Origin of the sequence: Salipaludibacillus sp. HK11, assembly GCF_047795645.1 — a bacterium.
GTDB lineage: Bacteria > Bacillota > Bacilli > Bacillales > Salisediminibacteriaceae > Salipaludibacillus.
The window spans coordinates 3,223,823-3,245,401 of record NZ_CP181045.1 but is presented as its reverse complement, the minus strand read 5'-3'; the positions used below and the strand labels follow the sequence as shown (position 1 = coordinate 3,245,401).

Genomic DNA, 21,579 nt, shown 5'->3' with positions numbered 1-21,579 from the left:
AAGGGGGATTTTCCCCTTTTTATTTATACTTTAAGAATGTTTAACTTCACTAAAGGATTAAAGTATAAGATAACCTAAGGCTTTCGCCATGAAGGACTTGGCGACATGCCAAGTTTTTCTAATGAGAAAGTGTCGTTTTAAGTAAAAAATATTTTAATGGAAAGGAAATTTCTATGAAAGTTTACATCATGAAGAGGATTCTCTTATCGTTTCCTTTACTTTTAGTTATTTCGTTTTTGACTTTTATCTTAATTAATCTTTCTCCATTAGACCCAGCTGAAGTGGTATTACAAGGTCAGGGTGTTCCACAGATAACAGAAAAATTATTAGAACAAACAAAAGAAGAGTTGGGGATGGATAAGCCTTTTTTTATACGATATTTTGACTGGCTGATTTCCTCCCTACAGTTGGACTTTGGAGATTCATATATTAATGATAAACCAGTATGGACATTAATAGGACCAGCATTTTTAAATACGTTAAAGTTAACGTTAATTTCATCAGTTGTCATTATCTTTATGTCCATCCTGTTGGGGGTTATTTGTGCGTTGACAGCAGGGAAAATAATCGATAAATCGATAAGAGGATTATCGTTTTTCTTAACAGCGATGCCGTCATACTGGTTGGCAACGCTCATGATTTGGTATGTATCTGTCAAATTAGATTTATTACCAACAAGTGGAATGGATTCGTATAGAAGTTATATCCTACCGGTTATTGTTATTACAATAAATTATGCTGGTATTTATTTTAGAAATGTTAGAACATCTATGTTAACAAACTTAAATGAGGACTACGTTCTGTATGGGAGGGCGTCCGGGTTACCTGAGAAGAAAATTACGATGCATATACTAAGGAATTCATTGCAAGTATCTATTTCAATATTTGGTATGGCTATACCAATTATATTGGGAAGTACAGTCGTTATAGAGAATGTCTTTGCTTGGCCAGGGTTAGGAAGTCTAAGTGTAAGAGCAATTCTAAGCAGGGACTTTCCTATTATTCAAGCATATGTGCTTATATTAGCAGCATCCTTTGTTTTGTTTAATACAATTTCCGACATTATAAATGCTGCGATGAATCCTAAGTTAAGGAATGATCTTTAAATGACGGTATTTAAAAACTTAAGTAAAGATAAGTTGGGCATGATGTCTTTAATAGTCATTGTTGTCACAATAATAGTTGGTATTTTTGCACCATTAGTTGCACCTTTTGACCCCTATGAAGTTAATATGAACCTTCAATATGCTTCACCTTCATGGGAATATTTATTAGGTAATGACCATCTAGGAAGATGTGTTTTATCGAGAATAATATATGGGATTCGCCCAAGTGTATTATGGGTATTAGTCGTTTTGTTAATTTCTGTGTTAATCGGTGCGATCTTAGGGTTTTTAGCTGGTTATTTCGGAGGAAAAGTCGATGCACTAATTATGAGAATGTGTGACACGATGCTTTCTTTTCCTGGATACGTTATGGCACTTGCAGTTATTGGAATATTGGGTGTAGGTCTTGAAAATATCTTAATTGCCTTTGCTTTGATTAAATGGGCATGGTTTGCTCGAGTTATTAGAACTTCTGTTATGCAGTATGCTGAATTAGACTATGTAAAGTTTGCTAAAGCATCAGGTATTAGTGATATAAAAATAATTTCCAACCACATAGTTCCACTTACCTTTGCTGATATTGCTGTGATTTCGAGTGGTACCATTGGTTCAATGATTCTGCAAATTTCAGGGTTCTCATTTTTGGGTTTAGGAATTCAAGCTCCAAGTCCTGAATGGGGTATGATGTTGAATGAAGCAAGGGAAGTCATGTTTACGAGACCAGAATTAATGTGGGTCCCTGGTTTATCCATTGTCATTGTGGTATCGGCATTTAATTTTTTATCAGATTCACTACAAGTTGCTCTAGACCCTAAACTAGTAAGCTCTAAAAACAATTATAAAGAAAACTCACCACTTTCTAAAATAAAAGTTCCAAAAAAAGAGGTGGCTAATTAGATGACGAATATATTAGAGGTTGAAAATTTAAAGGTGTGGGATGGCCACTCCGGGAAAAAAATTATTCGCGATAGTTCATTCCGCTTAACAGCTGGAAGCTGCCTTGCAATTGTAGGTGAAAGTGGAAGTGGCAAGTCTGTTACTTGTAGGGCGATCATGAGATTAAACAGCCCCTCCCTGCAACAGTCAGGGGAAATAATTTTTAAAGGGGAAAAACTTAATTATCTCTCCACAAATGAGATGAGAAAGAAAAGAGGAAGAAACCTTTGCATGATTTTGCAAAATGGCATGAGTGCTTTCGATCCTTCTTGTGTGGTCGGTGTACATTTAAGAGAAACACTGGCTGAACATTTTCAATGGAGCAAAAAAGAAATAGAAGTAAAAATGACAAGTGCCATGCAAAGTGTCATGTTGAAATCACCACTAGAAATTATGAATAAATATCCACATCAGTTGTCGGGTGGAATGCTGCAACGAATCATGATTGCGCTGGCCATTGTCCTAGAGCCAGATATTATTATCGCTGATGAACCGACATCATCACTTGATACCATCTCGCAATTTGAAGTAGTTGAACAATTTATTAACTTGCGGGAAAAAATGGGGTGTACGATGATCTTTATTTCTCATGATTTAGGTGTTGTAAGAAAAATTGCTGATGACGTTTTAGTGATGAAAGATGGAGAAATCATGGAAAGAGGAAATACTGAAAAGATTTTTTCAGGGGCAGAACATGAATATACAAAATACTTAGTCTCTACTAGGCTAGCGCTGAGCAATAATTTTAATAGAATAATGGAGGGAGGGACTAGAGTTGCTGAAAGTTGATAGAGTGGAGAAATCTTATAAAAAAGGTGGGTTGTTTTCCTCAGGAAGGCAAATGATTTTGAAGAATGTAAGCCTTGAATGCAGAAATGGAGAGTGTCTTGGTATTATCGGAGAAAGTGGGAGTGGTAAGTCAACTCTAGGACGCTTGATGTTGGGAATTGAAAAGCCAGATCGTGGAATAGTTTTGTTTAATGGTATGAATGTAGACGATAGAAGAGTGAGGTCAGGTAATTTAAGTGTTGTATTTCAAGACTATAAATCTTCTATTAACCCATTTTTTACTGTTAAAGATGCAATCCTAGAACCCTTGAGGATTCATAACAAGAATAGAAAACAGAATGAAGACAAGCTTGTTATTCTCTTAAACCAAGTTGGATTGCCTTCGTCTTATCAAAATAAATACCCCCATGAGTTATCAGGGGGAGAGGTCCAGAGAGTCTGTATTGCAAGAGCTATCTCAACTGAACCAAAATGTATTATATTTGATGAGGCAATCAGTTCACTAGATGTATCTGTTCAAACACAAGTTCTAGAATTGCTTAAGGAATTAAAAAGAATCTACAACATGAGTTACATTTTTATCACGCATGATATCCAGGCTGCAGCCTACATTTGCGACAGGGTCATCATTTTTAGAGATGGACAAATTGAAGAAATAGTTGACATAGAACACTTGAAAGAAGTTAAGTCTGTTTATGCAAAAAAATTATTAAAGTCGTTGATAACGTTTTAATTAACTACATATAACTGAATTTTCACAGATTTGGAGGGCGAAAATGTGAGTGGAGCTATGTCTTGGCCTTTTCTACGTTTGTATCTGTTAGTACTACTTTATTTTAGTGCCAACGCTATACTAAATGTTATTATTCCTTTACAAGGAGGCGCATTAGGCGCTACCAATACAACAATAGGTTTGATTATGGGGGCATATTTGTTTACGACCATGTTTTTTAGACCATGGGCAGGTCAAATTATTCAAAAACATGGTCCGGTAAAAGTGTTGCGTATCATTCTTATTATTAATGGTTTCGCTTTAATCTTATATACGATAACTGGGCTAGGCGGCTACCTAATTGCTCGCATGTTGCAGGGGGTATCTACAGCATTCTTTTCAATGGCCTTACAGATTGGCATTATTGATGCATTGCCAGAGAAAGACCGTTCTCAGGGAATTTCACTTTATTCCTTATTTTCGTACATACCGGGTATTATAGGGCCTTTATTAGCATTGGGAATTTGGCAAGCTGGAATGGAATACTTTGCAGTCGCAATGATAGGAATTGCAATATTTACTGGTGTCTTTGGCTATAGTGCCAAAATGGATAATGCTGAAGAACAGCCTGCGACAAAAAATGCTGAACAAGGTGTTAATCCGTTTCATTCATTTAGTCAGCTAGTGAAAAACCCGCACTTATTTAAATGTAGTGTTCTAATGTTAGTGGGGTCGATTGTATTTGGAGCAATTACTGTTTTTATACCACTTTATGCGGAACATCTGGAAAATGGAAACGCAGGAATTTACCTGATGCTTATGGCGATAACCGTTGTAATATCTCGTTTTACCCTAAGAAAAAATATCCCTTCCGATGGCAAATGGCATTCAAATTTTATGATGGGGACGATGCTTCTTTTAGCGTTGGGCGCACAATGTGTAAGTTACGGGGTGGGAATATTTTTCTATGTTGGTGCTGTATTAATAGGAATAGCTCAGGCTCTTATCTACCCAACATTAACGACGTATTTAAGTTTTGTCCTTCCTAAGATGAGTCGAAATATGTTACTCGGTTTGTTTATCGCAATGGCTGATTTAGGTGTGTCTCTTGGTGGGGTCGTAATGGGTCCCATAGCTGACATATTCTCATACTCAACTATGTATCAAATATGTGCTATCTTAGCTGTGGCAATGATTTTCTTTTCGTATGAACGACGAAATGACCAATGACCGAGGGGACGGTTCTTCTGGTGAGTCCTTTCAGAGCTGGTGCTTCCGGCGCTATGTGAAGGGAGCACCAGATTACTGCTAAAGGTAATCGAAGAACCGCATTATTGGAAAGACAGCAAGATTACCTGATGTATTTAGCAATCCTCGAAGATGTCCGTCGAATGACTCCTTCTTTGTTACACTACTTATTAGATTCAAAGAAGGATCAAATATGGGGGACCTCCACTCGAATGTTTGCGACAGACAAGAGACGCCCCTAATTCACTAACGACCAGACTTCCTTTTCAGATATTGTTCAATTTAAATACTTAGCTTCTGAACTGAAAAAGAAAATTTGGCGGGACTCTATGAGGCAAGAAAATCCAGTGCCAGCTACCTTGTTTAGTAAAATGGGATATAAATAAAGTGAGCAAATTGACTTTAAAAAGCATTCTTTAGAATAATCATTCGATTGGAATTGGACAGATCTAGTAAATTACTAATAACAATTTTAATGAAACGTACTTAGTATTGTCAGATGAAGAAGGAAAACAATTAAAAGAAGAGGTGAAAGAGAAAACGAAGGTTAGCAAAAGGATAAAGTTGCAGATTTAACGGCCTTATTTATCATTGATGTAGAACAACTAAAGGTTAGAAATGAAGAAAGATTGAATGATACCCGTCAGAGTGACGGAACCATAAAAAACCGATTTTTATTCGAAGTGATATAGTATAAAATAAAAAACAGCCATGCGTGAAGAAGAGTCATTCGCGGATGGCTGTTTTTGTTTTGTCCGGTCCCGGTGCCGTTGTTAAAGTGTACGATTCCAAATGGATTCAACGAAATGAAGCTCTTGTGAATGTGAAGCTTATTCAGCCGCGCCTAACAAGGTATGCCAAATCGAAACTAGAGGAGGATAATTGGAATTGCCGAGCGCTGACCATAAGAACCGTCCCCCCGGTTAGTCCCCCCGGTTATCTAACGTACCCAATTTGGTTCACACCGATGACGCCTCTTTGTAATATTGTAAGCCCAAGCGTTTCGTAAGTAAATTGATCAAATTCAAAGGTATCGACTTCAAAACTAGCGGTTTCAAATGATTCTAGTTGCATTCTTTCATATTCAAACGTCGATAAACCAATTTCTTCTAGTAACTCTTGTGGTAGCTGGTGATCTTGTTCCACGATGCCGAACATGGTGAACCCAGAATCGATGCAAAAGGAGATATATGTTTTATACGAAGTAGCATAAGCAAAAGAACCGATGCTTGATCCGATAAAACTTCCTAACATGAATCCGAATACTGGGATCGAGATAAAGCTTTGGGTAATGCCACCTACAATTAGAGCACATGATGATACATACATGCCTCTAACCAAGTTGTCAACGAGTTCTCCTTTTGTCATTCTTCCGTTGGCGACTAAAAATGAATTCTTCATCACATCTAAAACTAGTACCGTGACGACACCGATAACAGCGGGATTGACAGTCTTTAATGCTTCGCCCCATAATCCTGTTTTACAGGCAGTTGTCAGTGCGGCAGAGATTGTTCCGCGAACGAAGCCTTCTGATGCCCCTTCCAAAGCAGCAAATCCTAATTTTTGAAACTGTTTTTCATCCAGTTCTCCAGTTTTAATTAAGTAGTCGATTGCTTTATATATTTCTGGAGCTGCTTTCAAGACGATGGATATGGTTGCTGCAGTTAGGCCCGCTTTAAAAGCTTGCTCCATCACATATTTGTATTTCACGAGTTCTTCTGTTGTAAAACCATTGTCACTAGCATCGTATTCACCTTTTTTGGCTAACCGTGCAAGCACTTCTGACTCTTGTCTTGAAAGAGGAATCGACTCCGTGCCTTTGGATGTTTTTATTTTATCTTTTAACATGTTTAGAGTATCTTCATACCGCTGAACTTGGTCAGGTCTATTGATGCTTTCCTTAGCGATTTTTCTCTCAAGCCAGGTAATCGCTTCGTGCATTTGATCCTTAGGAATGATCCTCACTTGTCCAGCATAAATGGGGTCATTTAAAAGTTCGACTTCATCGTAACCACGTACTTTCATAAACTCGTCTAATGAATCAAAAGGTTTGTCGGCGCGGATCGCCTTTGCTTTATATTTGGAATACCGTTCGAAAAAACTTACAGCTTGGGATTTAGCACTGTCTGTCCCAGTTTGATAGTATTTCATTCCGTATTCAGTTCCGTAATTATCGATAACGTCAGCAGATGCAAAATCATGACTTCTATCGACTGTTGTTCTGATAGAATCTCCTTTTAAAGCGGCATCAATATTATGTGTTCCTGAATGCCAAAATTCAGCGACATCGCCTTGTAATACGCCGGTGTTTGTTTGAAAGCCTTGGAATTGGTTGATGTCTGATTGTAATTTCTCTATTTCTCTATTAATGGAAGAAATATATTCATTGCCGGCATGTGCCCCTTCAAACGCAGAGGCATTCTTCCTAAAGAATTCATATCCCTTTTTAAAAGAATCCATGTTTTAATCCTCCAAAAACGAAGTTAAGGAATTCATATAGAAATGGTACGTGGCGATGTGGTATTGTTGTTTCAATATTTTTTTCTTTGCCTTATTTTTTGCAATCACACTAATAATATTTATAGATAATAAATGAGAATTTAGAAAGTTTACGCTTGGGATTTTATGTAATAGGTTGAACTTGACTTTTTCATCAATTTCTTTTTGTTGCTGGTTGCAAAAATCAGTGAATCTATCGTACTCTTTCTTTTTAAGTAATTTATCTTCAACATAAATGACAGCCTGATTCCCGAGCCATCCATAATGAATTCCATATTGATTGAATTTCTCTGTGACATTTGGAATGACTGATTTTGCAGGCTTACTATTACCAATAAACAAAATGTTTTGATCAGACGAAATATTGGCCTCATTTGCAAGAAAGTGCTTTTCTTCCCACACACTCGCTACTACGGAACCATCTTTACTTCCGATTACTTCGTTTTCCTGATCGTCATTCGCGCTAATTAGCTGGGATAATTGATTTGCATATATCTTCGTTTTCTCATCACATACAATAAGTAATTTGATTTTTTCGGCCTTAAACATTCTCTTAAACCTCCTGTTGGTCTCTTCGCACATTGGATATGGACTATTACATTGTACCAAATAACTGTGTAACTGTGGGTAACCGTGGGGACGGTTCTTGTGGTCGAATTGTCCTTTCTGAATTGATGTCCAGCTCCCCCGATGTGCTATGTTACCAGGTAACTGTTCTCGGTAATCGAAGAATCGTCTTGTTTGAAGGCAAAGATGACCTGATGGATGTAACAATCCCCGAAGATGTCATTTGAATGACACCTTTTCTGTTATGCTACTTATATTAGATTTAACGCAATAGAAAATTTGTGTGTGGGGGGAGACTCTCCAGCTTTATCTATTATTGATGTAGAACAGCTTAAGGGTGAAATGACGAAATATTGGAAGGTGCCTGTGAAAGCGACCGAGCCTTACCTATCCGATTTTTGTTCGAATGGTATAGTATATAATAAAAAAACAGCTATGCGTGAAGCAGAACCATTCGCGGATGGCTGTTTTTGTTTAGTCCGCCTCCAGCTCTGTTGTTAAAGTGTACGAATTCCAAATAGAATCAACGAAATGAATCACTTGTGAATGTGAAGCTTATTCAGCCGCCCCTAACTAGGTATGCCAAATCGATATTAGATGAGGATAATTGGAATTGCCGAGCGCTGACCGTCAGAACCGTCCCCCCGGTCGCCCCCCCCGGTCGCCCACTCTCGTCGTAAGAAAAGGTGCCTTTCGTATCGCTGGGCGATACGTTTACGATATCGACAAAGAACCTTCATCTTATAGAAATAGAGTGTTGATTTTTATGCAAGGTTAGCAACTAAATGAACGAGAGACCTATCGTGTATAGTGATGGTAGTGGTATACTTAATATGCAATTAATGAGGAATAATCTCAGCATTCCCCGGGAAATGTCGTTTTACCGAAAGTGGGAATGTGGTAATAATTAGTGTCGTATCGGCGGGCGATATAACTCGAAATTCGGAATTGAGAGGGCAATTGGCGTATGTTCGTTCAATTCGATATTGTAGAGTAAAGCGATACGCATAAGTCCTTGGATGATAGAATTGAGCTAAAGGTATTGAGTGAAAAAAGTGTTTAGCAGAATCTAATGAGAGAATTTCATTACAAACGAACAGGCTAAGTGAAATTGACGGGATATATACTTAAGCGATTTGCAACCACTATATGAAGGTGATGCGAGCTAGCATCTTTAGTGAAATAAGCGTTGAAGTAATAGATAGCTTTGATCAATAAAAGGTCCCCTTAAATAGAATCCCTCTTATAAAAGGCTTCGTATCGTATCGCCTAGCGATATGATACGCAAATTTATCGGAAAATCAACATATTTAATAAAATAGAAAAGGAGACGTAATATGCGACATGATATTCAACCGAATGAACGATCTTTTTCTACAAAGGAAGTTGCAGAGCAAGTAGGAATTGCAACACCCACGGTTCGAAAGTATGGTCAAATCTTAGAGAGAAATGGATATGAATTTTTTAAGGATGCAGAACGGCGTATCTTTGTTCAATCAGATATAGAAGCACTTATAGCGTTACGCGATACGAACAGCCCACTAGACGATACAGCTAAAGAACTTATGGTTCAACAAAAAAAGAGGCTAGAATCTCCTAAAGAAACAGGCGTAGCGGCACCCGATACATATGATAATTTACTGCAAGATCCAAATCAATTAAAAGAGTTCTTAGGCTTTTTAGCGAACGAACTGGCAGCAACACGTGAGATGAATAGCCAACTTTCAACCAATATGTCTGAACTTAAAACAACAATTTCCCGCCTCCAGCAAGATCAACATGTTATAAGTTCAGGTATTGGAAATTCTGCACAAAAAACGCATGCTAAAATCGAAAAATTAACAGAACAACAGAAGACTGATTTCGAAAAATTGCTGGAACTTGAAAAGCAAAAAAGTGAATTCTTACAAAAAGAACTCCAAATAATGCGGGACGAACAGCAAAAAGAATGGCGTGCACAAACCGATTTTAATAAACGTTTAGAGAATAAGGTACAAGAACCTAAAGGGATTTTGGAGAGGCTTTTATCCAAACTGCGTTAACTGGAGCTGCCACTTCCTGATTTTTGTAGAATGATAAAGCGGGAAATAGAAAATGGCAAGCTTGAAGAGTAGCACTTCACGCTTGCCAGTAAATTTGTAGAATGTCGTTTATATTTGGTAGACAGAACGAAAGTCACCTCATAATAGGTAGATCGGTTGACGAAAAGAGATGTGTACGATACGGTAGAATTAAATGACTGACTGTCAGTCATTTAATTCTACCGCCATATGGAGGTTGCGATGAAAAACGAATCAACCAAGTATCAGCAAATTGTCCAATCAGCTGTTGAAGTTATCCGAGATAAAGGCTTTGAAAAAACATCTGTATCTCAAATTGTTAGTAAAGCTGGTGTTGCACAAGGAACATTCTATTTGTACTTCAAATCAAAGAATGGGCTTGTTCCAGCGATAGCCGAAACAATATTAAAGGAACAGTTAACAAGAATAAAAGAAACATATGCTACTAAACCTTCGTCATTAAGGGAACTGGTCCAATCTCTGGTCGATGTTTCTTATGAATTGACTGATGAGTACAAGGAATTGATCACATTTATATACTCAGGGATGGCTTTCTATCATTCGTTTGAAACATGGGATAACATTTATAAACCATATTATGAATGGCTCGAAGTTCAGTTTAAAGAACTTCGTGTGTCATCCCTTTTTAAAGATGACGGAAGTATTTCTCATTTAGCAAATTTCACTGTAGGTCTTGTCGAACATGGGGCGGAATCATTTCATTTGTCACATGCCAATGCCGATGACCCTAACCGGTCAAAAAAAGAATTGGTTGAGTTTTTAACGAAAGCATTATCAAACTGAGGTGTAAAGAATCATGGTACGAAAATTAAATAAAGACAAGAAAGTGTTAATGATCTCTGTTTATGCCGCGATTGCTTTTTCAGGGGCTGGAATTGTCTTAGGTACGTTATTTCAATCACAAATGATCTTGTTCGATGGTTTATACTCTTTAATCAGTGTTGTTTTATCACTTATTTCACTAGCAGCAGCCACGTTCATGTCAAAAAATGATTCGCGCCATTTTCCATTTGGAAAAGATGTGATAGAACCACTTGTCATTACATTTAAGTATGTAATCATTTTAATCTTAGTCATCGGTTCACTAATGATGGCTATCGTTTCTATTTTTCAAGGTGGGAGAGATGTAGCAGTAGGTGCCGCGCTGATTTATGTTGCAATTAGTACTCTTGCATGTTTGATCATCTACCGCTATTTAAATAAACATGCTTCGGAAAGTACAACGGGCTTCATTTCAGCCGAATCGAATCAGTGGCTAATGGATACGCTCGTAAGCTCAGGGGTTCTGATTGGCTTTGTAATAGCTGCTATTCTCCAATATATTTCATCAATGCAAGCTCTTGTACCATATATAGATCCACTGATGGTTGTCATTGTTTCTCTATATTTTATTAAAGTTCCATTGGTAGAGATAAGGCATTCCATGAGAGAGGTATTGGTGATGACTCCTGATAATGAATTGACGAGAAAAGTTGAGGACGTTATTTATAAAATTGAATTAAAGTATGATATGGAAGAAACGATCTTACGCATATCTAAAGTAGGAAGTACCTTATCCATAGAGGTAGACTTTATCGTGAAAAAAACGTCGAAAGTTCAAACTATATCTGACCAAGACTACATCCGTGAAGAGATATCAACGAAAATTCAAGACATCGATCATACGAAATGGCTAACTGTATCCTTTACGAATGACCGAAAATGGGCGATATGAGTATCTGGTGCTTCCTGAATTTGGAGGATGGTCCTGGAGCTTTCTTTTGCTGAATTGAGAGTCTATGCACAAAAACTCGAGGGTTATGCTGAAAATTTGAGTGCTATTGCACAAACAAAGAGAGTTTATGCACAAATTTCATAGTTTTATGCTGATATCAGCACCAACTGATTTTTCCACAAAATTTAGCAAAGCCCCAGGAGGTTGGTCCTGGAGCTTTCTTTTTGCTGAATTGAGAGTCTTTATGTACAAAAACTCGAGGGTTATGCTGAAAATTTGAGTGTTATTGCACAGAAAAGAGAGTTTATGCACAAATTTTATCGTTTTATGCTGATATCAGCACCAGCACCAACTGAGATTTATACAAAATCAAACATTAACGGGAAAGTGTTAAGCATCAACTGGAAGGGTGATTTGGAAGGTTGTGCCTCTGTCTTTTTCACTATCGACGTCAATTTTCCCTCCGTGTTTATATACTGTACTATAAACCATCAGCATTCCAAGCCCTGTTCCTTCTTCTTTTGTAGAGTAATAAGGATCTCCCATACGTGATACTTCCTCTTTTGTCATTCCTACTCCTGAATCTTTTATGTAGATGATAATATTACCCTTATGTTCTTTAATATGAACAGTAAGAATTCCACCTGTTTCAGACATAGATTCAATCCCATTTTTATACAAATTAATCAAACACTGCTGAATTTGATTTTGATCGAAATTACTACACAACCCATTTTTGAAATGAAAATCAAGCGTAACTTGATGCAAGTTTGCGTATGCAATCATTATGTTATTGACGTATTCGATTTCTGCTTTCAAATTCGAATAAACCATATTTTGAGCTTGGGGTTTGGCAAGTGAAAGGAAGTTGCTCACAATTTTTTCGGCACGGTTTAATTCTTGTAATGAAAGTTCTATATATCCTTTTTCCTTCACATCTACGTTCGGTGAACGATTTAAAAGTTGCAGAAAACCACTCGTGACCGTTAACGGATTTCTAATTTCATGTGAGACACTCGCAGATAGTTCACTTATGACATTTAAACGGTCTGATTGAAATAACCTCTCCCGTGTGTTGACATTGTCAGTGATATCTCTGAATTGACCAAACGCACCTATAACCGTGTTTTCTCTATAGATGGGTTGAGCATCAAATAAGCAAATGATTTGATCTCCATCTTGATTAATAAAAGTTAATTCTTGATTCTCAAATTTTTCTTCCTTCACTAACACCTTTTTGAAAAAATGACCCGTCAGTTCTGACTTATAGATGCTCTGTCCAATGACAGTTTCTTTGCTGAGGTTAGAAATTTTTTCGGCAAATTCATTAAATTCTGTCGTGACTCCGTGTTCATCTGTAATAATAATGCCATTCTTCGTTCTGCTAAGCATGATTTGGTTCATGATATAAAGTTTATCGTTTTGTTTTCTAAGGAGTAACTCTCGCTCAATCGAATCGACAACTTGAGATAACATCGTTAAATATAGTGGATTTTGAAATTGAATGGGCATCATGATACACACACTGCCTAGTAAATTATCTTCATCCGTGTAGTAAAAGGGTGCACCGTAACAAGCTACTTCATGAAGAAACGTATGATAATGGTTTTCTCCAATCAAACTTACCGGATGACGATGTTCCAAGGCTAAGCTGATAACGTTGGTTCCTGTATCTTCTTCCGTAAACAGGCTACCTTTCTTAATACCGAAATCCTCCACTGTACGCTTTATTGTTTTGTCACCTTCCATCTCTAGCAAATACCCTTCAGAATCAGAGATGGAGATTAAAATGGGAGTGCCTTTCAAGGATTTTAATAGTTTATTAGAGAAAAAACGAACAACTGACAAAATTTCATTGTATGAGTGCCTTCTTTTTTCCATTTCATGACCGGATAATAATTTTTTCGGAGAAGCTATGACATTCGGATCCATTCCGCTTTCTTTACAGAAAAGCTTGGATTTTGTAATATAATGTGGTTCTTTGTGCTCCATTATTTGCTACCTCTCTTATAAATCTGCATTTAAGTTTTATTTTATAGCAAAAGGTGGGGCCTGTCACCTAACCGAGGGGACGGTTCTTGCGGTTAAAATCAACCGTACCTTTTACTACAAAGGAATTTTCATAAAAGGGGCCAGAAAAGCTTGTACGTTTTCAATTACCTCCAGCATTGAAGCCTAGCCATTGTTACTGATTGAGAAACAGGAACCGAAGGAACCGTCCCTCCGGTTGCTCCCTCCGGTTGCCCGGTTGCCTCCGGTTGCGGCTTGTAATGAGAATGTACGTTTGCTATAATTTAATTGTAATAATCTGAAAGTGTAGGAGGAAATGATAAATGAATTAATCTGTGAGGTGATATCATGCCAAGAAAGGCGAGAAGAAAAAGCAAAACAGGAATTTATCACATGGTTTTACGAGGTATTAACAAGCAAGTTATTTTTGAAGAGAAGGAGGATAGTCAGCAGTTTTTAAGAACGTTGATAAAGTACAAAGAAAAAAGTAACTATACTATCTACGCATATTGTTTAATGGGAAATCACATTCATATTCTCATTAAAGAAGGTGAAGAAACGTTGGGTATGGCAATGAGGCGAATCGGTGCAAGCTATGTCTATTGGTATAATTGGAAATATGATCGAGTAGGCCATTTGTTTCAAGACAGATACATAAGTGAAGTCGTGGAGGATAAAAGATACTTATTAACGGCGTTAAGATACATCCATCATAATCCATTAAAGGCAGGGATCGTAGAAGATCTACAAGACTACCAGTGGAGTAGCTTTACAGAATATTCATTGGAAAATGAAAAAATAGTTGATATAGACTTTATTTTAAACCTATTCCATAGTGATCGAAGGAGAGCTATCTTGCGATTTGAAAGATACCATCAAGTAGAGAGCGAGAGAAAATGTTTAGATGTAAATGAAATATCCCGAATGAAAGATAGCGAAGCAATCAGCGTGATTAAAAATATATGTAATATTGCTCATTCTACAGATATTCAAAAACTTGATAAAGAGAGGAGAGATAAATATATAAAAGAGATAAAAGAAAAAGGGTTATCAACAAGACAAATATCTAGGCTAACAGGTATCAGTCGACACATTGTTTTGAACGTATAAGAGTGAAAAAAGTCAGTACCATCAATAGATGAAACCATCTAAATGTTTTCTACAAGCATAGATGGTGTCCCTCTCTCAAAGGAAAACTACATCCCCCTACTATAGATCAATCTCTTTAGTACTATTGAAACAAATAACAAAAATAGAAAATATAATCTAACGTATTAATTTCAGCTAGTTAACTCCTACCATTCAGCCTCTTCAGAAAGGACAAAGTCTCCTTAAAAATGCTTACTTTCCTATATCAAAAATAATCGCATTGTCAGGGTCAAATAAAACGTCATTTTTTGTAGCTCAGTTGAAGATAGATTTCTAACTATTTTCACGACTACTAATGAGAAATTCATGATAAATAATGCAGTTCAAACTAACTCCTTCGACTCTTTTAAAGAGCAATCTACTAATTTTAAGACAACAATTGATTTTGTTATGTCGATTACTCACATTTATATTTAAACACGATACCTTTACAAGCATTTAAAAATGCTTGTTATTTTTTGTGGATTTTTTCCTTACAATACGTCGAAATCATACAAATTTTATACTACCTAATCGCGATATGCTAACAAGAGACCAGCATCACTGACCGAAGGAACCGTCCCCCTGGTTTTGGTTTCCCCGGTTTACATTCAGTTATTATAATTCATTTTTTTAAAGAAATATTGTCAATCTAAGAATAATAATAAATCGAGCAAAACGAAGCGAAGACGGATTTCCAGCCCGTAATGAGAGGCACTTGAGCCTATCAGAGCTAATTGAACAATCATGATTAAATGACAGAGACAAGGTTGTGAAATATTAAAAATATAATTAGACCATCATAAAGTTTAATAAACTTTAACCTCTTTCCAATTTTTAGTTAATAAATATTGCGTAACATGTGAATTGAAAGATAACAAGAATTAATCATTAGGGAGGTTAAAAAGATGAACAATTTCGTTGCACATCGAGGTTGGTCTGCAAAAGCTCCAGAAAACACGCTAAGTGCTTTTGAAATGGCCGCGGAACATTCAAATGTTTCTATGATTGAGTTGGATGTTCAAATAACGAAAGATGGTGAATTGATTGTCATCCATGATTTTACGTTGGACAGAACTACTAGTGGAACTGGCTATGTTGGGGAGAAAACACTCGCTGAAATTCAAAGTCTAAAAATAAAAGAGACGTTTGAAGGACAAGTATTTGATGAATGTGTACCGACGTTAAAAGAAGTTTTTAGTCTACTAAGGTCAAAAATTAATTTAAATATCGAAATAAAAAAGGCTGGATCTATGTACCCGACAATTGAAGAGACATTAACGGAGTTAATTGCCGAATACAACATGCAAGATCAAGTAAGGATCTCATCGTTTAATCATCAATCTATTCAAAAAATACATTTACTAAATCCTGATTTAAACAAAGGTCTAATCGTTTATGGGCAACCTGTGTTGTTAAAAGAGCAGTTGAAGGCAACGGGCTCGAAGTTTCTATCTATACATTATAGCTTTTTAACAAAAGCACTTGTAAAGGAAATGAGAAAGAATGACATACAAATCGGGGTATGGACAGTAGATGATTTACTAGTGATGGAGAAAATATCCAATATTGATCCAAATATAACTATTTGTACAAATGACTTAGATGTTGCTTCCAAACTAGTAAATTCGTAAATAAAACCTTTTAACTTTTCAAAAAAGACCAACATCCACTTTGTCATGGTGAATGGTAATGATAAGTAAAAAAATGGAGGGATATATTATGTTGAAATTGGCTTTAATAGGAGACTTACATTATCCAAGATTAGAAAAAGAAACAGAGGAGTTTATGCGAGCAAGAGATTACTTTTATCAAAGTTTCATAGACCAATTTACGGCGGAGGAGGCGAGCTTTCATATTTCCATAGGGGATTTAACACATCATGGTTACATGAATGAGTTAGAAGATATTTATCGATACCTTGGTCAACGAACGATAAATTTTCGTCATGTTCTTGGTAACCACGATGCTTATACAAATAGAAAGTCTGATATCTTAGCAATGATTAACCAACCTCGCTATAACAAAGTGGAAACAGAGGAAGCAATTTTGCTTTTTCTCGATACAACGAGAGAGATGAACGCAGATGACTGGAGTGGTGATATGGACCAAGAACAACTAGAGTGGCTAGACAAATCTATCGAGGAATCGGGAACGAAAGCCGTGATGATTTTTGGCCACCATCCAGTTTACGATACGACGGATCGCTCCACCTTCAAAAACCTTTCGATCGTACCAGAAATAGATATGAAGGCGATTTTAAACAAAAAGAAAGGTCCTGGTTTTTATTTTTGCGGACATAACCACAGTCACTCTATTACCCAAGAGAATCAATGGACGTTTGTTCAAACGGCTGATTGCTTAGATCATCAGTCATATCGCTTAATCGAAGTTGATAAGGATCAAGTGCAAATTAGCATGATTACTATTGAAAATGAACACATGTCTGCTCAGGCTAATGTTGTCCATAACGAACTATATCCGAAAGGAGTGCCATTTGATTTCCTCGGCAAAACAGATGACCAGGAAAGGGTCATAGAACTCTCAACACTAAGAGGAGTGATCGGACGTGGCTAAGATTGTTCTCGATAACATTGTAAAGAGGTTTGAGAATGATACGGTCGTGAACAACCTCAACCTTACGATAAAGGACGGGTCATTTACTGTGATTGTGGGGCCTTCAGGATGTGGGAAATCGACAACTTTACGAATGATAGCGGGGTTGGAGAAGCAAACAGAGGGCGATATATGGATTGGAGATCGCTGTGTTAATGATGTGAGTCCCGGAAAAAGAGACGTTGCAATGGTTTTCCAGAATTATGCCTTATATCCAACGATGACGGTCAGAGGTAATATCGAATTTGGTTTGAAAAATCGTAAAATTCCAAAGCGAGAAAGACAGCAGTTAATTAATGAGATTTCAGAGATTGTTGGGCTCACCAATTATTTAGACAAAAAGCCGCAAACACTTTCTGGTGGTCAACGACAAAGAGTAGCTTTAGCGAGGGCGATGGTAAAAAAACCTGAAGTATTTATCTTGGATGAACCTCTTTCCAATTTAGATGCAAAACTAAGAAACCAAATGAGAGCTGAACTTGTAGAATTACATCAAAAATTAGGCACCACATTTGTGTACGTCACACATGATCAAATGGAAGCAATGTCGATGGGAAGTGACATCGTTATTTTGAATGAAGGAGAAATCCAACAAGTCGATCCTCCTTTGGACGTGTATCATTCACCAACAAATTTATTTACAGCCCAGTTTATAGGGACACCACCGATGAATGTCTTGAAATGTGATGACATTTATCCAATAAAAGAAGTTCAGATTACCGATGTTAAGGCTATCGGGTTCAGACCTGAATATGCTCAATTAGTTGATGCACCAACTACAGATAGTTTCTTTATTAAAGGTAAAATTGTGACAAGAGAAACGTTAGGGTCAGAGATTATCTATCAAGTCAAAACCTCAGCAGGAATGGTGAATGTGAAAGAGTACCTACAGAATATGAAATATATAAACGACGTGTATGTTCAAGTCCCAGAAGAAAGACTTTATTATTTTAAAGAAAATGGCGATTGCATGAAAACAAAAGCAAAAGCAAAAAAAGTCAAGGTGGCAGGAGGTGTGTGATCATGATTTCTTGGAAGCAACTTCGGCCTTACGTCATGATTACTCCAGCACTTCTTGTTTTCATCATCTTCTTCATATATCCGATTGGGTATATGATTCAGTTGAGTTTTTTTGATTGGGATTTTGTAAGTCCGACAAGAGATTTCGTCGGGTTACAAAACTTTTCAGATTTGCTTGGAAGTGAAGGATTTAGGCAAGTGTTAAACAACACTGTAGTGTACACTTTCTTGACGGTTACCTTTACGATTGTAATTGCTCTGCTGTTAGCACTCTGGTTAAACAGGGCAGGAGGGATCTTTGGGTTTGTCCAAGGGGCGATCTTCACGCCACACATCATTGCATTAGTTTCCGTTGCGATGCTATGGATGTGGTTGTTCGATCCACAGTATGGGTTGATAAATTGGATGTTGACCTTAGTTGGCCTACCGCAATCTGAATGGTTAACCCATCCAAATACGTCCTTAATATCGTTAGTTATCGTAGCTGTTTGGAAAAGTGTTGGTTTTAATGCGCTTGTATTTATCGCTGGATTACAAAGTATCCCGAAAGATATGTATGAAGCAGCAGAACTAGACCAATCCAGTAGGTGGACGACTTTCTATAAAATAACGTTACCCATGCTGTCACCGACGCTATTTTTTTTAGTAGTTATTAATGTGATCGGGTCCTTTCAAGTATTTGAAAGTATTCAAATTATGACTCAAGGGGGTCCGATCAACTCAACTAGTACACTCGTTTACTATATATATGAATATGGATTTCGTTACTTTCAAATCGGTTATGCGTCAGCGGCAGGCGTTATTTTACTCATTGTTATTTCGATTATGACATTCTTTTATTTTCATTTATTAAGCAAGCGGGTTCACTATCGTTAGGGAGGAAGACAGACTATGAAATCTGTATCGCTATTGCTACGAGGGGCAAATACTTTAGGATTAGTTATTCTCGTCGCTATTTTTGCTACACCATTTCTGTGGATGATTGTGACGTCACTAAAAACATTGCCGGAAACAATTGTATTCCCTCCGACATTATTACCAGAGAACTTTGTTTGGGGAAATTTTCTTACAGCTTGGAACTCAGGTCCGTTTCTTAGGTACTTAGTGAATAGTTTAATTGTTTCAATTTCCATTTTAGTTTTACAATTTTTCACCATTATTCCTGCAGCCTATGCTTTTGCCCGATACCGTTTCAAAGGTGATAATGTTCTGTTTGGATTAACGATGGTGACGCTAATGATTCCACCTCAGCTCATTTTTTTACCAGTGTATTTGTTATTAAGTACATGGGGGTTAATTGACACTCGGTTAGCATTGATTTTACCTTTTATGGCAACTGCTTTTGGAATCTTTTTATTACGGCAAACTTTCAAGCAAGTGCCGGAAGAATTACTTGAGGCTGCTAGACTTGATCAAGCGAGTGAATGGAAGATTATTTTCAAAATTATGGTTCCGATAGCGAAACCAATGATCATTACCTTTGCATTATTTAGTTTCATTTCGACTTGGAACGATTATTTCTGGCCTTTAGTAATGACAACTTCTGATGTAAGTCGAACGTTACCAATTGGAATTGCAAGACTACGAGATGCAGAAGGAGGGGTTGCTTGGAACGTTATGATGGCAGGAAATGTAATTTTAGTTGCACCGATTTTATTTATCTTCTTTTTCGCGCAGCGACATATTATTCGAGCGTTTGTATACACAGGTGTTAAATAAACGAGCTAAAGTCGGAAAACGTGTTTTTAATAAATGTGGGCTCTTCTGAGCTAATTTCAAAAAAAAGGAGATGGAATGAATGAAAAGGATAATTTCTTACACCGGGGTTCTTTCGGTAATCTTGTTAGCAGCTTGTTCCGAAAGTACGAGTGATGCAGAGACAAATGTGGACATTCAAAATGACAACACAAATGATGAAAAAATTGAAATTGAATATTGGTATGCATTTGGAGATAAGATTGGTGAAAATAATGAAAATCTAGTAGATCAATTTAATGAGTCACAGAATGAGATTCAAGTCAATGCACATTATCAAGGAGATTATGCAGACCTACACGCAGGAACACAGGCGGCAGCAGCGGCAGGGAATCCTCCACATGTGACTTTGAATGAGATTGCCTCTGTAGGTACATTTGCACGCTCAGGTATGACACAAGATATGACGTCTTATGTGGAAAGAGACGGAGTCGACATGGATGATTTTGTGGATGGTTTAATGGGGAATTCCTATGTAGATGAAGGTCTGTATGGTCTTCCTTATTTACGTAGTACACCGATTTTGTATGTCAATGCAACGATGCTTGAAGAGGCAGGATTAGATCCTTCAGGCCCCAGTAATTGGGAGGAATTTGCTGATTTCTCACGAGTTTTAACCGATGATGATACGGTAGGAATGACTTTTCCAATCGGGATATGGATTTATGAAGGGTTAGTTGCTCAAAGTGGTGGCAGCGTATTATCTGAGGATGAGTTGGAACCATTATTTAATGAGGCACCAGGAGTTGAAGCGGTTGAATTCCTAATGGGTCTTGAAGAAGAAGGTGTTATTAAAATTCCAACAGGTGATGAGTCAGGGCAAGTAGCTGGTCAGGATTTTGCCAACCAAAATTCCGCTATGATATTTGGATCTACAGCAGGTTTGACGAATTACCTTGAAATTGCAGAAGGAAATGGTTTTGAAATAAATACGACATTTATGCCAGCTAATGTTGATTATGGTGTTCCAACGGGTGGAGCAAACTTGGTAATGATTGCAGACCATCCTGATGAGGAGAAGGAAGCAGCTTGGGAATTTATTAAATGGATGACTGATACGGAACAGACGATTTATGCTAGTACATTTACAGGCTATTTACCAAGTCGTCACTCAGCAGTTGAAAGCGATGAAATGAATGAGTTATACGAAGAAATTCCTCAGTATAAAGTTGCTGTTGATCAACTCGAGTACGCTCGTCACCGCCCAATGAATACAGGCTATCCAGAGGTGATGTCAATGATTGAAGATGCGATAGCGACAGCGATACTTGATGATAACGTATCGGCACAAGAAGCGTTGGACGACGCTGCCGAAAGAGCCAAAGAGTTGCTGGACTAGACCGTAAACCGGGGGGACGGTTCCTGTGGTTGAGTAGAACTAATGGAGTCAGCCAGACG

At 37.3% G+C, this 21,579-nt stretch carries 19 protein-coding genes; 16 read left to right on the top strand and 3 right to left on the bottom strand.

The window, feature by feature from the left end; all coding sequences use genetic code 11:
• Nucleotides 1-173 precede the first annotated feature (173 nt).
• From opp1B to cntE, 5 genes are read left to right on the top strand one after another with little or no spacing between them, the layout of a single operon-like run.
• Nucleotides 174-1,106, top strand: coding sequence for a nickel/cobalt ABC transporter permease (opp1B, locus tag ACM26V_RS15325; RefSeq protein WP_416147598.1), 933 nt, complete (start codon nt 174-176; stop codon nt 1,104-1,106).
• A complete protein-coding gene (gene cntC, locus ACM26V_RS15320; RefSeq protein ID WP_416147597.1) occupies nt 1,107-2,003 on the top strand; it encodes a staphylopine uptake ABC transporter permease subunit CntC in 897 nt (298 codons plus the stop codon). It begins immediately after the preceding gene.
• Nucleotides 2,004-2,831, top strand: a complete 828-nt coding sequence (gene cntD, locus ACM26V_RS15315; protein WP_416147596.1) for a staphylopine uptake ABC transporter ATP-binding protein CntD — start codon at nt 2,004-2,006, stop codon at nt 2,829-2,831. It abuts the gene before it with no gap.
• Nucleotides 2,818-3,564 (top strand): ABC transporter ATP-binding protein, encoded by a 747-nt coding sequence (locus ACM26V_RS15310; protein ID WP_416147595.1) that lies wholly within the window; start codon nt 2,818-2,820, stop codon nt 3,562-3,564. The genes cntD and ACM26V_RS15310 overlap by 14 nt, the downstream gene beginning before the upstream one ends.
• 45 nt (nt 3,565-3,609) lie before the next feature.
• A complete protein-coding gene (cntE, locus tag ACM26V_RS15305) occupies nt 3,610-4,773 on the top strand; it encodes a staphylopine family metallophore export MFS transporter CntE (protein WP_416147594.1) in 1,164 nt (387 codons plus the stop codon).
• 954 nt (nt 4,774-5,727) lie between these two features.
• Here the strand turns inward: cntE and ACM26V_RS15300 are convergent.
• A complete protein-coding gene (locus tag ACM26V_RS15300) occupies nt 5,728-7,251 on the bottom strand; it encodes a hypothetical protein (protein WP_416147593.1) in 1,524 nt (507 codons plus the stop codon).
• Between the two features lie 3 nt (nt 7,252-7,254).
• On the bottom strand, nt 7,255-7,839 hold the full coding sequence (locus ACM26V_RS15295) for a hypothetical protein (protein ID WP_416147592.1): 585 nt from the start codon (nt 7,837-7,839) through the stop codon (nt 7,255-7,257).
• A 38-nt stretch (nt 7,840-7,877) separates the two neighbouring features.
• Between ACM26V_RS15295 and ACM26V_RS15290 the strand changes: the two genes are divergently transcribed.
• From ACM26V_RS15290 to ACM26V_RS15275, 4 genes are all read left to right on the top strand, one after another.
• Nucleotides 7,878-8,084: a hypothetical protein gene (locus ACM26V_RS15290; RefSeq protein ID WP_416147591.1), complete on the top strand. Its 207-nt coding sequence runs from the start codon at nt 7,878-7,880 to the stop codon at nt 8,082-8,084.
• A 1,110-nt stretch (nt 8,085-9,194) separates the two neighbouring features.
• Nucleotides 9,195-9,899, top strand: a complete 705-nt coding sequence (locus ACM26V_RS15285) for a hypothetical protein (protein ID WP_416147590.1) — start codon at nt 9,195-9,197, stop codon at nt 9,897-9,899.
• Nucleotides 9,900-10,139: 240 nt separating this feature from the next.
• Nucleotides 10,140-10,721, top strand: a complete 582-nt coding sequence (locus tag ACM26V_RS15280; RefSeq protein WP_416147589.1) for a TetR family transcriptional regulator — start codon at nt 10,140-10,142, stop codon at nt 10,719-10,721.
• A gap of 13 nt (nt 10,722-10,734) precedes the next feature.
• Nucleotides 10,735-11,652, top strand: coding sequence for a cation diffusion facilitator family transporter (locus ACM26V_RS15275; protein ID WP_416147588.1), 918 nt, complete (start codon nt 10,735-10,737; stop codon nt 11,650-11,652).
• A 390-nt stretch (nt 11,653-12,042) separates the two neighbouring features.
• Here the strand turns inward: ACM26V_RS15275 and ACM26V_RS15270 are convergent, their stop codons facing one another.
• Nucleotides 12,043-13,644 (bottom strand): ATP-binding protein, encoded by a 1,602-nt coding sequence (locus ACM26V_RS15270; protein ID WP_416147587.1) that lies wholly within the window; start codon nt 13,642-13,644, stop codon nt 12,043-12,045.
• Nucleotides 13,645-14,010: 366 nt separating this feature from the next.
• Between ACM26V_RS15270 and ACM26V_RS15265 the strand changes: the two genes are divergently transcribed.
• The 7 genes from ACM26V_RS15265 to ACM26V_RS15235 all read left to right on the top strand — a co-directional run bounded on the left by ACM26V_RS15265 (nt 14,011) and on the right by ACM26V_RS15235 (nt 21,520).
• Entirely contained in the window at nt 14,011-14,772 is a 762-nt protein-coding gene (locus tag ACM26V_RS15265; RefSeq protein WP_416147586.1) for a transposase, read from the top strand.
• Nucleotides 14,773-15,698: 926 nt separating this feature from the next.
• A complete protein-coding gene (locus tag ACM26V_RS15260; RefSeq protein ID WP_416147585.1) occupies nt 15,699-16,424 on the top strand; it encodes a glycerophosphodiester phosphodiesterase in 726 nt (241 codons plus the stop codon).
• 88 nt (nt 16,425-16,512) lie between these two features.
• Nucleotides 16,513-17,367, top strand: coding sequence for a metallophosphoesterase family protein (locus tag ACM26V_RS15255; protein WP_416147584.1), 855 nt, complete (start codon nt 16,513-16,515; stop codon nt 17,365-17,367).
• A complete protein-coding gene (locus ACM26V_RS15250; RefSeq protein WP_416147583.1) occupies nt 17,360-18,427 on the top strand; it encodes an ABC transporter ATP-binding protein in 1,068 nt (355 codons plus the stop codon). Before ACM26V_RS15255 ends, ACM26V_RS15250 begins: the two co-directional genes overlap by 8 nt.
• A gap of 2 nt (nt 18,428-18,429) precedes the next feature.
• Entirely contained in the window at nt 18,430-19,302 is an 873-nt protein-coding gene (locus ACM26V_RS15245) for a carbohydrate ABC transporter permease (protein WP_416147582.1), read from the top strand.
• Nucleotides 19,303-19,317: 15 nt separating this feature from the next.
• Nucleotides 19,318-20,145 (top strand): carbohydrate ABC transporter permease, encoded by an 828-nt coding sequence (locus tag ACM26V_RS15240; RefSeq protein WP_416147581.1) that lies wholly within the window; start codon nt 19,318-19,320, stop codon nt 20,143-20,145.
• Nucleotides 20,146-20,224: 79 nt separating this feature from the next.
• A complete protein-coding gene (locus ACM26V_RS15235) occupies nt 20,225-21,520 on the top strand; it encodes an ABC transporter substrate-binding protein (protein ID WP_416147580.1) in 1,296 nt (431 codons plus the stop codon).
• Nucleotides 21,521-21,579: the final 59 nt, after the last annotated feature.

Bases quoted from the DNA above. Each gene is read 5' to 3' on its own strand.
- opp1B (WP_416147598.1), top strand. From the start codon at position 174: ATGAAAGTTTACATCATGAAGAGGATTCTCTTATCGTTTCCTTTACTT.
- cntC (WP_416147597.1), top strand. From the start codon at position 1,107: ATGACGGTATTTAAAAACTTAAGTAAAGATAAGTTGGGCATGATGTCT.
- cntD (WP_416147596.1), top strand. From the start codon at position 2,004: ATGACGAATATATTAGAGGTTGAAAATTTAAAGGTGTGGGATGGCCAC.
- ACM26V_RS15300 (WP_416147593.1), bottom strand. From the start codon at position 7,251: ATGGATTCTTTTAAAAAGGGATATGAATTCTTTAGGAAGAATGCCTCT.
- ACM26V_RS15295 (WP_416147592.1), bottom strand. From the start codon at position 7,839: ATGTTTAAGGCCGAAAAAATCAAATTACTTATTGTATGTGATGAGAAA.
- ACM26V_RS15290 (WP_416147591.1), top strand. From the start codon at position 7,878: ATGGACTATTACATTGTACCAAATAACTGTGTAACTGTGGGTAACCGT.
- ACM26V_RS15285 (WP_416147590.1), top strand. From the start codon at position 9,195: ATGCGACATGATATTCAACCGAATGAACGATCTTTTTCTACAAAGGAA.
- ACM26V_RS15280 (WP_416147589.1), top strand. From the start codon at position 10,140: ATGAAAAACGAATCAACCAAGTATCAGCAAATTGTCCAATCAGCTGTT.
- ACM26V_RS15275 (WP_416147588.1), top strand. From the start codon at position 10,735: ATGGTACGAAAATTAAATAAAGACAAGAAAGTGTTAATGATCTCTGTT.
- ACM26V_RS15270 (WP_416147587.1), bottom strand. From the start codon at position 13,644: ATGGAGCACAAAGAACCACATTATATTACAAAATCCAAGCTTTTCTGT.
- ACM26V_RS15265 (WP_416147586.1), top strand. From the start codon at position 14,011: ATGCCAAGAAAGGCGAGAAGAAAAAGCAAAACAGGAATTTATCACATG.
- ACM26V_RS15260 (WP_416147585.1), top strand. From the start codon at position 15,699: ATGAACAATTTCGTTGCACATCGAGGTTGGTCTGCAAAAGCTCCAGAA.
- ACM26V_RS15255 (WP_416147584.1), top strand. From the start codon at position 16,513: ATGTTGAAATTGGCTTTAATAGGAGACTTACATTATCCAAGATTAGAA.
- ACM26V_RS15245 (WP_416147582.1), top strand. From the start codon at position 18,430: ATGATTTCTTGGAAGCAACTTCGGCCTTACGTCATGATTACTCCAGCA.
- ACM26V_RS15240 (WP_416147581.1), top strand. From the start codon at position 19,318: ATGAAATCTGTATCGCTATTGCTACGAGGGGCAAATACTTTAGGATTA.
- ACM26V_RS15235 (WP_416147580.1), top strand. From the start codon at position 20,225: ATGAAAAGGATAATTTCTTACACCGGGGTTCTTTCGGTAATCTTGTTA.